Consider the following 13,675-nt stretch of genomic DNA (forward strand, 5'->3'; position numbering starts at 1 on the left):
CAAAGGTAAAACGCACTGAATCCCAATACCAGAAAGCGCCAATAGCTCCTGTTTCAGATATTCAGCCCAGGGCTCACCCCGCCCAATCACCTCTCAACCACGCCCAACGAAGGGCATCTTGGTTGCCATCACGGTGTGGAAGAGCACATTGCATTCCAGCGGCAGATTGGCCATGTACAGCACGGACTGCCCCACCACATCCACATCCATCAACGGCTCAGGCGCAATCTCGCCGTAGGCCTGCATCACGCCTTGTGTCATGCGCATGGCCAGCTCAGTGCCTGCATTTCCCACATCGATCTGACCCACGGCGATGTCGTACCTGCGGCCGTCAAGCGATGCAGTCTTGGTCAGCCCCGCCACCGCATGCTTGGTCGATGTATAGGCAATCGACATGGGGCGCGGCGTGTGCGCCGAGATGGAGCCGTTGTTGATGATGCGCCCACCCATGGGCGATTGGTGGCGCATCACGCGGAAGGCCTGCTGCAGGCAGTAGAACATGCCGTTCAGGTTCACATTCACCACATCGTTCCAGGTCTCGACGGGCAACTCGTCAATGGGAACGGCCGGCGCGCCTCGGCCAGCGTTGTTGAACAGCATGTCCACCCGGCCAAAACGCTCCACCGCAGCATCGAACAGCGCCTTCACCGCCACCGGGTTCGCCACATCGGTCGGCACTACCAGCACCTGATCGGCATCCTTGGCGTGGCTGGCTACCTCTTGCAGCGGCTCGGGGCGGCGACCCGCCAGCACCACGGCCCAGCCATCGTTCATCAAGGCCAATGCGGCAGCGCGGCCAATACCGGTGCCTGCACCGGTTACCACGGCAATCTTGCGGGTTGGGTTGGTCATGGTCTTGTACTCCTTGTTGTTGTCTATTCAATAAAAGCAATAAAAAAGCCAGGTCACCTCCAATAGGTGACCTGGCTCGCATCATAGTGGCGCACACGCTGCGCTCAGCGCATCAGCGCCGGCCTTTGCGAGCCGCTTTTTTGGCAGCCTGCTTGGTGCCGGCATTGCGCTGATCCTGACGGCGCGCATTGCCCGCTTCGCGCGAGGCCGCCTTGGATCGCTTGACCCCGGCCCGCTGGGCGGCGTAAGCCTCGTCACTGCCGCTGCGCGGGCCACGGCCTGGTTGCCCTTCTGCAGCAGCATCGCGCTGGCGCGCCTTGGCCGATTTGGTAGATTTGGCGGACCGCGGCGACGCTGCCGCTGCGTCTTCACCCTCATGCACAAGGCGGAAGTCGATCTTGCGCGCATCCAGATCCACACGGCTGACCTGGATCTGCAGGCGGGTGCCAATGGTGTAGCGGATGCCGGTGCGCTCACCGCGCAATTCCTGCCGCATTTCATCGAAGCGGAAGTAATCACCACCCAGTTCGCTGATGTGGATCAAGCCCTCCACATACAGCTGATCCAGCGTGACGAACAGGCCAAACGTAGTGACTGCCGAGACCACGCCACTGTATTCCTCGCCCAGATGCTCGCGCATGTATTTGCACTTGAGCCAGGCCTCCACATCACGGCTCGCCTCATCCGCACGGCGCTCGTTGGCGCTGCAGTGCAGGCCGGCGGCTTCCCAGGCCTGCGTTTCGCGCGAAACGCGCTGCGTGCGCTGCGCCAGCTGCTTGGTGGGAGCGGCCACCCGCGATGCCAGGCGCTTGGCCAGCTTGGCTTCGGCCTCGCCCGGTGTCGGCAACGCCGGCAACTGGTAGCGCTTGCCCGCCAGGATGGATTTGATGACCCGGTGCACCAGCAGATCCGGGTAGCGCCGGATCGGACTGGTGAAATGTGTGTACGCCTCGTACCCCAGGCCAAAGTGGCCGCTGTTGATCGGCGTGTAGATCGCCTGCTGCATGGAGCGCAGCAGCATGGTGTGGATCTGCTGCGCGTCCGGGCGGTCTTTGGTGGCCTGCGCAATGGCCTGGAATTCGGCAGGCTGCGGATCATCGCTGATCGACATGCCCACCCCCATGGCCTTGAGGTAGCCGCGCAGAATGTCCTGCTTCTCCGGAGTTGGGCCCTCGTGCACGCGGAACAATCCAGGCTGGCCGCTTTCCTGAATGAAATCTGCCGCGCAGACATTGGCCGCGAGCATGGCTTCTTCGATCAGGCGGTGCGCCTCGGTGCGCGTGCGCGGCACGATTTTTTCGATACGTCCGTTCTCATCGCAGACGATCTGGGTTTCCGTCGTCTCGAAATCCACGGCACCACGGCGCCCGCGCGCAGCGAGCAAGGCCTTGTACACGTCGTGCAGGTTCAGCAGATCAGGTACGCGCTCCTGGCGCTTCATGGCCTCCTGGCCGCGCGTGTTGGCCAGAATGGCCGCAACCTCGGTATAGGTAAAGCGCGCATGGCTGTGCATCACCGCCGGGTAGAACTGGTAGGCATGGATATCGCCACTGGCAGTGACCACCATGTCGGCCACCATGCACAGGCGCTCCACGTCCGGATTGAGCGAGCACAGACCATTGCTGAGCTTCTCGGGCAGCATCGGAATCACGCGGCGCGGAAAGTACACACTGGTAGCGCGGTCGTAGGCATCCACATCGATGGCATTGCCGGTCTGCACATAATGGCTCACATCGGCAATCGCCACCAGAAGGCGCCATCCCTTGGTGCGGCCGATGCGCATCGGCTCGCAATAGACGGCATCGTCAAAATCGCGCGCGTCCTCACCATCGATGGTCACCAGCGGAATGTCGGTCAGGTCGACCCGGTCCTTGCGATCCGCTGCGCGCACCTTGTCGGGCAGCTTCTTGGCAAGGGCCAGGCACTCGTCCGAAAACTCATGCGGCACGCCATATTTGCGCACGGCAATTTCGATTTCCATGCCAGGGTCGTCGATCTCGCCCAGCACCTCCACCACGCGCCCCACGGGCTGGCCGAACAGCGCTGGCGGTTCGGTCAACTCGACCACCACAACCTGACCCGTCTTGGCTGCGCCGATGGCACCGCCGGGAATGAGGATGTCCTGCCCGTAGCGCTTGTCTTCAGGGGCAACCAGCCACACACCGCTTTCCTGCAGCAGACGGCCAATGATGGGGTGCGGGGGACGCTCGATGATTTCTACAATGCGGCCTTCCGGACGGCCTTTGCGATCAGTGCGCACGATACGGGCGCGGACCCTGTCGCGGTGCAGTACTGCGCGCATTTCGTTGGCCGGTATGTAGATGTCGCTCTCGTTGTCATCCCGGATCACGAAGCCGTGGCCTTCACGGTGGCCTTGGACTACACCTTCAATTTCTTCTGACAAATTATCTGCTCCTGTGTTGGCAGCCGTTTTTTTGATATACAATCGCATTCTTTCCTGAAATGCCCAGGTGGCGGAATTGGTAGACGCACTAGTTTCAGGTACTAGCGGGTAACTCCGTGGAGGTTCGAGTCCTCTCCTGGGCACCAAGTTTAACGACAAGTAATTACTTGTTTTGTGAAAACGGTGAAATATCGGTCTTCACTTACCAAACAAACAGCGGTTTTCAGGAAAGTTGACGAAGAGCCTGGCTCTGAATCACAAGCCCAGGTGGCGGAATTGGTAGACGCACTAGTTTCAGGTACTAGCGGGTAACTCCGTGGAAGTTCGAGTCTTCTCTTGGGCACCAACATACAAGCCGTTGCACGCAAGTGCAGCGGCTTTTTCTTTACCCGCCCACACCCCGGGCCATACCCCTGCCAGCGCCAGTTACCCGCTCGCATAATTTCCGGTTTTTCTGCTGCAGTGCCAAAAAATCACTCTATAATTCAGCCTTCCTGAAAGCCCAGGTGGCGGAATTGGTAGACGCACTAGTTTCAGGTACTAGCGAGTAACATCGTGGAAGTTCGAGTCTTCTCCTGGGCACCAAACAGCAAGCCGCTGCACACACCGTGCAGCGGCTTTTCTGCTTGTGGCACTGCTCCTTTTGACCAATGGCGCACAGCCAGCAAGCGCCACCAGCTATCTTTTTTGAAAAATAATTGGGGTTTTGTCCAAAACCACCTTCGGTGCAACGCTATAATTCATGCATCCTGAAAGCCCAGGTGGCGGAATTGGTAGACGCACTAGTTTCAGGTACTAGCGAGTAACATCGTGGAAGTTCGAGTCTTCTCCTGGGCACCAAAACACAAGCCGTTGCACGAAAGTGCAGCGGCTTTTTGTTTGCCCGATGCACGGCGGGTGGAAATAGCATCGACGGGAAAGCAAGCACTGCGTTGATGTCAAGCGCCTCAACGGCCCGCCCCACCTCGCCCCTCTTTGCAACCAGCGCACCCTTCATGGCAAAGAAAAACGCCCCGGCCATTGACACGGGGCGTTTGTGCGCTCGGGCACAGAGAGGCTTACTTTTTCAGAAGCGACTTCAGCGCATTCTGCAGGCGGCGAGCAGATGCCTCGTCGCTGCCTGACTGCAGCACCTTGGCCACGTCCTGCTGCCAGGTCTCCTGTGGCGACGGATCGTTGCGGCGTGTGAGCAACTGCAGTTGCAGCGCGCGGCGCGCATCGATGTGGTCGGCCGGAGTGGGCACTTCGGCGGCCATTTCCAGGCGCAGCAGCGCTTCGCGTGCATCACCGGCAGCTGGCGCAGCGATAGCCTGGCCCCAGGTGGCGCGCACAGTGCCTGCCATGCGGCCCAGTTCCTGCGCAGCTGGCAACAAGGCAGCGTCGCGCTTGCTCCAGGCGTCCATCATCTGCGTCAATGCCTGGCCGTGGGCCTGGCTTGCCAGCTTGCGCAATGCAGCCTGGGCGTGGTCGAGCGCATCGCGTTGTGCACGGAAAGCGGCATCTCCCAGGCGTGGGCCACGGTCTTCTCGCGGTGCACGGTCAAAACGGTCGACACGACCAAAGCGGTCATCACCACGGCGCTCATTGCGATCACCACGCGGGGCACGGCTGTCGCGCCCATCACGTCCGTCGCGCCGGTCGCCAGGCTTGCCGCCACGGCCCGCAACCACGGGCGCATCGCGCTTCATGCCTGGGCGGTCATCGCCGCTGCGCTGAGCGATCACCGGCTTGGGGGCCGGTGCGGCAGGCGCAGGCGTCGGGGCTGGTGCTTCTGCAGTATCGGCACCGTCCTCTGCCGCCCCAGCCTCCGTTTCTGAAACTGCTTGGGCGTCGGCAGGCGGAGCGTCTGCAGAAACCTCCACTGGTGCTGCTGCAGGAGCCGGTACGGCCTCTGGAGCAACCTCTGCCTGTTCGCGCTGCGCCTTGAGCGCCTGCTGCAAGGCGTCGATGGCGCTCTGGATCTGCTGCGCGTCGCCGCTGTGGTTGGCAGCTTCCAGTGCCTTGGAGGCATCCAGAACAGCCTGGTCGCGGGCACTCAGTTGCTGGGCCACGCGCTCGCGTTGCTGGGTCTTGCGTGCAAAGGCTTCGTCCAGCGGCTTGCGGAAGGCATCCCACAGCTTCTGTTCATGGCGGCGGTCCATGGGCACGCCCTGCGCTTCCGTCTGCCATTGGCGCTGCAGTTCACGCACGGCGTCAATGCTCAGGTGCGGTGCAGCAGCCAGTTCGGTGGCCTGGGCAATCATGGCCTCGCGGCGGGCGATACTGGTTTTTTGCGCAGTGTGCAAAGGCGCGGTGGCTTCGTGGTGTGCAGCCTTCCAGGCTGCCTGCAGTTCGGCATAGGCCTTTTCGCCCACATGACCACTGGCACGCCAGCGATCGCCAAACTGGAACAGGTCGCGCTGCATGGCCTTCCACTCGGTCGACGCTTGGTGGGCTTGCGTCCATGCCTTCAGTTCAGCAATCAGCGCCTCGCGTTCGGCGCGGTGCTTGGCGCCCTCTTCGCGCACCTTGCCGAGCCATACCTCGACATGCTTGTAGGCCGCGTTGCATGCGTCGTCGAACTTCTTCCACAGCGCATGGTTGGTCGGCCCGCTCTGGTCGGCCTTTTTCCAGTCTTCGCGCAGCTGGCGCAGGGTTTCCTGCAGCTTGCGGCCGCCCAGCTCCTGCCCTTCGGGGCGGGTGAGCAGGCCCTGTGCCTTGGCCAGCAGTTCCTCGCGCACCTTGTCGGCACTCCAGCGCTGCCAACCTTCCAGCTCGCCTGCGGCAATCAGTGCTGCGTTGACCTGCGATTCCAGTTCGGCATCGATCTGCTTGCCATGTTGCTTGAGCACGGCACGCAGCTGTTGCGCGGCGCCCGATGCACCCTTGCCATGGCCTTCGGCAGTCTGCTCCTGCAGTTTTTTCAACGCCTCCTGCACCGCCTGCTTGGCACGCTTGGCCTCCTGAGGGTCGGCAGCGGGCTTGCCTGCCGGCTTGGCAGCGGCACGGGCTGCTGCCTGTTCCGCCTCGGTAGGCAGGCCACGGGCAGCACGCAGCTCATCAGCCCACACGGGGACAGCTGGCAATGGCGCCTGCGCGTCTTCGGCCGCCTTGAGCGTTTGCTGCAATGCAGACTGGAAGGCCTCCCATACCACGAGCAACTGGCTCTTGGAAGTGTCGAGCATCGTGGGATAGCGCGCCTCCACACTGCTCCAGCTGGCATCGCTCTCCAGGGCGGCGGCCTGGTCCTGCCAGTGCTGCACATCGGCTGCCAAGGCACTGTCGGCGGCCTGTGCGTCCTTGTACGACTTGGTGGACAGCACTTCGACGCGCTGGGCCAGCAGCACGGCCGCCTCGCGCTGCACCTGCACACGGTGCTGCAGGTCTTCGATGGTCTTGACGCGTTCGGCCAGCTGGGTCTTGAGCGACGCCAGCGGCTCCTTGGACAGGGGTGCACCCGCCTTGGCGGCATCGCGCTGCCAGGCCAGTGCGTCGGCAATGTTCAGTTTGGATGCAGCCAGCAGCTTGCCTGCCTTGTCAGCCCATTCGGCGGCAATGGCCTCCTGGCCCTTGGCACGGCGCAGCTCTTCAATGCGCTCGCGAATGGCCTTGGCGGCGCCCTTGTCGCGGGCCGACAGTTCCTTGAAGACCTCTTGCAGCTGCTCGGCGCCCGGGTTGGTGGCCAGCCATTCGCGCACTTTGGCCGCGCGCTCGCCCGATGTGGCAGCCGAAAAGGCGCCACCCGTCAGGCCGTCAAGCGGATGCGGTGCTGCAGCCGCCTTGGCCGGTGCGGGGGTAGGCTCGGGAGTTTCGGGCGTCTTGTTGCGCGAGAGGAAGGAGGGAAACATGGCTCAGCTTAGTGTAAATACGGCCTGCACTGCCTCGGTGCGCTATGCAATCCTGGACAGTGCAGCCATTGGCACAAAATAAAAAAGGCGCCGGCGGCATTCCGCCCGCTGCCAGGGTTCTATTTTGACCGGGTTTGGCAAGGTCTCCAAGCAAGCAGGAGGCAGAAACCGCTTTTACCTTTGCTGACCCGGCCAAAAAGAAGGGCGGGATGCCATTCCCGCCCTCGATTCACTGGTTTCAACGATGCACCCGCTTACCGGGGTGCCAGGCTCAGTTCTGCACGCGGCGTCCAGTCCTTGTCCTGGCCTTCGGTCTTGACATTGCCCAGGAACAGGCGGTCGAGTTTGACGCCCTGCCCGGCCAGGTAATCGCGCACCGCTACCCCGCGCGCCAGCGCCAGCTCGCGCATGGCGCTGTCAGGCACATCCACGCTGGTGATGAGCAGGGTTTCCATCTCGGCCTGCGGGATGTCCGAGGCCAGGCCAATCATGTTGCGGGGCTTCTTGATGTCAGCGCGCTTATAGACATCCTTGAGCAACGCCGGGTACTCGGCCGCACTGACCGCAGCCACATCGTCGGCCTTGCCACCGGCGCGGATGGCGGCGCGGCGCTTCTGCGCCAGCACCATGTCGTTGATGCGTGCCTTGCGCCAGCCGTCCTTCTCCTGGGTCAGGTCGGACTGGCCGGTCACCGTCATCTGCAGCGCCGGGCGGTCCTGCAGAGCCTTGGCAATCTTGTCCAGATTGGCCTTGCTTGCATCGTCCAGTACAGCGCTGCCAGGGGCAAATGCCACCTGGCTGGCTTCTGCCCCGCCACCAAAAGCGCCTGAAAGCAGCGCAAAGGGCGATGTGACCGCCTTCATGATGAGGTTGCCGATCACCTTGAAGATGATGGGAGCAAGCTTGAACTGCGGGTCATTGAGCGAGCCGCTGATCGGCAGGTCCAGATCGATCACGCCATTGCGATCCGCCAGCAGGGCCACTGCCAGCTTGACGGGCAGGCTCGCCGGTGCGCCCTGCACCGCATCGCCAAACTGCAGCTGGTTCAGTACCAGCTTGTTGGTGGCGGTGAGCTGGCCGTCAGGCTGCACGTCGTATTGCACGTCCACACTCATCTTGCCGCGCTCGATGCCGTGGCCCGCATATTTGATGCTGTAGGGTGAGAGCGGCGAGAGCTCCAGATCGCGCACCTTGCCGTGGATATTGAGCGCCAGCGGCTTGGCCAGCGGGTTGAGCTTGCCGGTGATGTCGAGCGAAGCCGTGCCTTCGGCCTTGCCGCGCAGCTCCAGATCGGCGAGCTGCGGCGGCGAGCCAGGAGCCGCCGGCTCGGACGAGAAGGCGCTCATGCGGCCAGCCAGCTCGGACAGGTCGGCCGAGTAGTTGGGCCGGATGAAATGGTCACTGAACTTGACCGTGCCTCCCGCCAGGGTGATGGGGCCCATTTCGATGATGGGGCCAGCCGCCGAAGAAGCGGCATCCGCAGCGGGAGCCACCGCCGCAGCCGGTGCCGGAGTCGCTGATGCAGTCGCCTTGGCTGCAACAGGCTCCTTGCCATCCTTGCTGCTATCGGCAGCGGCGCCTGCTGGCGCGCCTTCGCTGCCACCCAGGTCCTGCAGATTGAGCTTGCCGTTTTCCTGCACGATCAGGCGGGCATAGAAATCGGACAAGGCCGTCTCACCTACCTTGACCTTCATGCGCTGGCCGGGTGCCATCTGCACGTCCAGGCCGCGCAGGCTCAGCACCTTCCAGTTGAGCAGGTCATCGCTGGCGCCGATCAGGCCGGAGCCCAGACCGCTGCGAGTCGCTGCACCCGTTGATTTCTCAGAGGTTTTCAGGGCCTTGGCGCCCGATACATCTGCGCCACTCGCTTCCTTTTCGATAGCATCAACAGCATCATCGCCTGTTTTCAGCGTTCTGGCAGCCGCCAGCGGCCGCACGCGCACGTCATCCAGCCCGGCATCGCCCTTGACACTGAGAACCGGCCCCTTGGGCGATTGCACGAAGTCGATGTTGCCCTTGAAACTGGCATCCGCCCGCATCAATCGCACCGGCAGCGCCGCCTCCACGTAGGAGACAAAGGCATGCACCGGCAACTGGCTCAGGTTCAGGCGCCCTGCAGCCGACAGCGGGCTCATGCCCAGGCTGCCATCCCACACCAGCCGCCCTGGCTCGGCGCGGCCCGTGGCAATGCGGCCCGATACCTTCAACGGCGATGGCTTGGCCTTGACCGCCAGCGGTGCGTAATCCCGCAGTTCCACATCAAAATCCGCCAGCCGCACCGCCACCTTGCGCGGTGTGGATTCGTCCTGGTAGGCAACACTGGCGCCCTTTACTGCAATGCGCGAGAGCTGCACATCCCACGGCTTGTCTGCCGTGGCGTCCTTGGCGGCGGGCTTTTTCGCGTCCTTTTCCAGTTTTTCTGATTTTTCTGCCTTGGCCGCCTTGGTGGCGGGCAGCCAGTCTTCGAACATCATGCGGCCGCTCTTGTCACGCGACACGCCCAGTACGGGCTTGATCAGCTCCACCGAGCCCACCACGACCTGCTGCTTGGCGGTATCGAGCGTGGTGTCCTTGACCAGAAGCTGCTGCAGCTCCAGCAGGTTGTCCTTGCCCTTCAGCCCCACGGCCTGGCCGTGGGGCGCTGCGCAGTTGGCCTTGCTGTTGCATTGCAAGGCAACGTCGGACACGGTGAGCTGCGCCAGCTTCAACTGCACAGCCTCGCCCAGCCAGTGCAGCTGCATTTCGCTGTCGATACTGCCCTGCAGGCCCGGCTCAATCACGCCTGTCAGGTAGGACGCGCCCAGTTGCAGCGGCAGTGCGGTGGTCTTTACCTCCACCTCGGCGCTCTGGTCGGTGGCCTTGCCGCTGAAGGCAATGTGCCCCGATGACGGAACACCCTTGTCGCCCGACAGGCCCGATTCGCCCTGAAAGGCAAACGGCTCCTTGAAGGGCCAGGCAATCTTGCTGGCCGTCATTGCAAAATCATTGAGCTGGACGCGCGCTGGCACAGGCACGCTCTCGTCCACCCACAGGCCTTGCACATGCTTGAGTTGGACCTCGTCCACCATCACATTCCATGCGGGCTTGCCTGCACCACCCGGGGATGCGGCAGCCTTGGCTACCTTGGCAGTCTTCGACGGGCTGGCAGCTTCGCCTGCAGAACTGGGCTGCGCTGCGGGCTCTGCAGCAGATGTACTGGCTGCGACCGCTTCAGTGCCAACCGGCTTCTCGGTCGTGCTTTGGGCATCTTTTATGCCATTTTCTCCCGTTGGCGCTGCGCCATCCGCTACTTTTTCAGTAGCATTCTTGGGCTCATTCGCCGTTGTAGCCTTGGCCTGCAGCGGCTCGCCTTGCGCATCCAGCAGGCGCAGCTTGCCATCCTTGCCGCGCTTGAGCGAGAGTTGCGCACCATCCAGCGCCACCTGGGCGATGTGTACCTGCCCGGCCAGCGGCTGCACGTCGGCCAGTTGCACATCCAGTTGCTTCCAGGCCAGCAGCTCGTCATTGCTGGCGTCATGCACCTGCACGCCGGAGGCATGCACGTCACCACTCAGCTTGACGGCAGCCTTGTCCGTCTGTTCAAAGGCCACTTTCAGATTGGCATTCAGCACGCCGGATACCAGCTTGACGGGAACGGAAGCCGGGATGTAGCCCAGATACGGCTTGAGATCGAGGTCCTTGATCGCAAAGCTCGCGTCGGTCTTGCGATCGTCGGTAAACGGCGTCGATTCGGCCTGGCTGGCAAACTGGCTGCCATTGAGACCAAAGGAGAGCTGCGGCACCACCTTGATCTCACGCTTGGATTCCAGGTTGCTGACGAACGGAATGCCCAGGTGCAGACTGCTCAGGTCATGGGTCTGGCCCACGGTGTCATCGCGGAACAGCACCTGCCCGTCCTTGAGCTCGATGTTGTAGAGCGCAAAGTGCGCGGTCTTGCCATCATCGGGGGGCGGATTCGGGTCCTTCAGCCTGGCAACGATGTCGTCAAAGTCGAACTTGCCGGGCGCTGTCTGCACCACGCGCACCACGGGCTTGTCGATCTGGATGGCATCGAGCACGGGAGCCAGACGGAAGACCGACTGGATATCGGCATCGACATACACGCGGTCCACAGCGAACTGGGGTTCGCTGCCTGGCGCGGGCCCCGCAACCTGCAAGTCGCGCACCGTCAGCTCCAGAGACCAGGGTTTGAATTCCACCGCACCGATATGCACCGCGCGGCCCAGCTTTTCGGAGGCGATCTTTTCGCCTTGGGTGCGCAGCAGCCACGGCAAGGCCAGCCATGACAGCGCCCACAGCGCCAGAAGCGCCACCACACACCACGCGAGGCGGCGCAGCCAGCGCAGGCCTGCGCCCGTTTTCTTTTGGGATTTTTGTTGTTCGCTCACGGCGAAAGTCCTCAATCAGGGTCGACACCCGCATTGTGCCCAAAGAACCATCTAAATAGATAGCAGCACAGCGAACCAACGCCAGCGCGAGCCACCTTTTCACAATCGTTCAAAGCATCAGGGCCCATCCTCGCCTCTCCCAGGAGAAAGCTATTCGCTCCTCTATATATAGAGGGACGGACAAATACCTTGGGAAAGACCAGCCCTCCCGCCATGCGCCACAAGGCTCCCGCGGGCTCCCAGATTCCCACCGGACCGCTACCAACCATTTACCACTGTTACATCAGAGGCACTCCCATCGCATCTTCTGCCCATTTTTTGTCGATGAACAGCGTCGCATAAGCCGTTTTTTGGACAGATGGCAGCCGTCCACCACCCCGCAAGCCCGCCTTGATGCGTTCAAACTTTTAATTTACCCTGGTAAAATAACCTATAGACCCGAGAAGGCAACAGGTTATTGGGCATTTTTACCCATGATTTATAGCAAATCTGCGCTTACCAAACATGGTTTGCAATCGCCGTGGAAGGCACTGCAAGGGCCACTCGCCAGTTACAGGCTGCTCACGAAACCTCAACCCGGTGCCGCCAGGCAACCGCGCCTCTTTTCCAACATCAACTCCGGAATACATCGGCGGGCAGGCCGTGCAGACTTTGGCCTTCACGCACTCATAACTTCATAGCATCCAAGCAAGAAACTTTATATGGAATATCGAAGTTTCAAATGATTGCTTATGCCAATGAAAAATAACCAATCTTATGGTTTATGGCTATGACCCGCCAAAAGCTGCACACAACGATTGCGGCCACAGGTGCGGGTTTTTACTAGGCTGTGGAGACCCAATCCACCCTGCCCTACCGTGCACATGGGTCCGCTGCGGCGGGTCGCTATACACGTTTTTTTACTACTTTTTTGTCTTAATTTTGAATTCTATAGTGTTGACTGTTTATTAAGCGAGCTTCTAGAATTCGTCCCATTGCATTTTTTGCTGAATTTTTAGTCACACCCACTTGGTGTTTTGATCGTAGCCCCTGACACGCAAGCAGCGTGCATGAAACGACAAGGGCCGCCTGCAAAGCAGCGGGCAGCCTGATTGGTGCCACACAGGACGGTGTTGCGCCACCTGCCAGTCTTCAACCCCACCACGGCGGTGATCGGGACGGCAGGACAGAGAAAGGAATCATTGGTATGACGGCTTCCGCGAAAGTGGCTGCCGGTGCGCGCTCTTTGGGCAGCACCTTAGCCCATGGCATTGTGGCCATGGCCCACAACAGTTTGGCATTGGTTGGTTTGTTGGTGGCGTTCTGTGCGCTCACCCTGTTTTCGCGCGCAGATCTGCGCAATGCAGGGGAAGACTACCTGCGCACCTGGCTGCAGGCACGCCAGGAAAGCGCAGCCGATGCCGTGGCCGACAGCACCGGCAGCACGGATGCCAGCATCATTGCCGCGGTGGACCGCGCTACGGCCACCAACCCACAGCAACTGCCCAAGAACCAGGCAGCCGTGGCCTACTGGCTGGCCAAAAAGTACCGCGTGGCGCCCGAGCCACTGGCAGTGCTGGTCTCCGAAGCCTTTCAGGTCGGCAAGGAAACCAAGCTCGACCCGACCCTGATCCTGGCCATCATGGCTGTGGAATCGAGCTTCAACCCCTTCGCGCAAAGCTCGGTGGGTGCCCAGGGCCTGATGCAGGTGATGACCAAGATCCACACCGACAAGTACGAACACTTTGGCGGCCACTTTGCCGCATTCGACCCGGTGACCAACCTGCGCGTGGGTGTGAAGGTGCTGCAGGAATGCATCCAGCGCGCCGGCTCCCTTGAAGGCGGTCTGAAATACTATGTGGGCGCTGCCAACCTGCCCGACGACGGCGGCTACGCTGCCAAGGTGATGGCCGAGCACTTCCGCATCAAGCAGGTGGCCAATGGCCGCAGCAACCCTGCAGAGCCCGCAGCCAAGCCATCGTTGTCTGCCAAGGCCAGCGCACCGGCCGTCACCATGCCTGCAGTGCAAAACAAGGCCCCAGTGCCCGCAGCACCAGCAGACAGCGCTACTGCAACTGTAGCATTGGTGGACAAGGCTGGCGCCGCTACGGCACAGCCTGCCAAGACCGAGTCCACGACCGTGGCCATGGGCTCCTGATGGCCGGTGCGGCCACTGGACAGCTCTGGATATGAAACGGGCACCCTGCGGGGTGCTTTTTCTTTGC

At 61.8% G+C, this 13,675-nt stretch carries 5 protein-coding genes and 4 tRNA genes; 5 read left to right on the forward strand and 4 right to left on the reverse strand.

The window, feature by feature from the left end; all coding sequences use genetic code 11:
• Nucleotides 1-93: 93 nt before the first annotated feature.
• Nucleotides 94-852, reverse strand: a complete 759-nt coding sequence (locus tag ABIE32_RS08900) for an SDR family oxidoreductase (RefSeq protein ID WP_429015346.1) — start codon at nucleotides 850-852, stop codon at nucleotides 94-96.
• A 112-nt stretch (nucleotides 853-964) separates the two neighbouring features.
• Nucleotides 965-3,298, reverse strand: a complete 2,334-nt coding sequence (gene rnr, locus ABIE32_RS08905; RefSeq protein ID WP_429015420.1) for a ribonuclease R — start codon at nucleotides 3,296-3,298, stop codon at nucleotides 965-967.
• Between the two features lie 19 nt (nucleotides 3,299-3,317).
• Between rnr and ABIE32_RS08910 the strand changes: the two genes are divergently transcribed.
• From ABIE32_RS08910 to ABIE32_RS08925, 4 genes are all read left to right on the forward strand, one after another.
• A tRNA-Leu gene (locus ABIE32_RS08910) sits at nucleotides 3,318-3,402 on the forward strand.
• A 115-nt stretch (nucleotides 3,403-3,517) separates the two neighbouring features.
• A tRNA-Leu gene (locus tag ABIE32_RS08915) sits at nucleotides 3,518-3,602 on the forward strand.
• Nucleotides 3,603-3,756: 154 nt separating this feature from the next.
• A tRNA-Leu gene (locus ABIE32_RS08920) sits at nucleotides 3,757-3,841 on the forward strand.
• Between the two features lie 170 nt (nucleotides 3,842-4,011).
• Nucleotides 4,012-4,096, forward strand: a tRNA-Leu gene (locus ABIE32_RS08925).
• A gap of 218 nt (nucleotides 4,097-4,314) precedes the next feature.
• Here ABIE32_RS08925 and ABIE32_RS08930 read toward each other — a convergent pair.
• A complete protein-coding gene (locus tag ABIE32_RS08930; RefSeq protein WP_429015348.1) occupies nucleotides 4,315-7,083 on the reverse strand; it encodes a DUF349 domain-containing protein in 2,769 nt (922 codons plus the stop codon).
• A 254-nt stretch (nucleotides 7,084-7,337) separates the two neighbouring features.
• A complete protein-coding gene (locus ABIE32_RS08935; protein WP_429015350.1) occupies nucleotides 7,338-11,471 on the reverse strand; it encodes a DUF748 domain-containing protein in 4,134 nt (1,377 codons plus the stop codon).
• 1,186 nt (nucleotides 11,472-12,657) lie between these two features.
• On the opposite strand from ABIE32_RS08935, the gene ABIE32_RS08940 reads away from it, so the two are divergent.
• A complete protein-coding gene (locus ABIE32_RS08940; protein WP_429015352.1) occupies nucleotides 12,658-13,608 on the forward strand; it encodes a transglycosylase SLT domain-containing protein in 951 nt (316 codons plus the stop codon).
• The last annotated feature ends 67 nt before the right edge of the window (nucleotides 13,609-13,675 follow it).

Source organism: Comamonas sp. 4034 (genome assembly GCF_050434545.1).
In the GTDB taxonomy this organism is placed as follows: Bacteria; Pseudomonadota; Gammaproteobacteria; order Burkholderiales; family Burkholderiaceae_C; genus Comamonas; species Comamonas odontotermitis.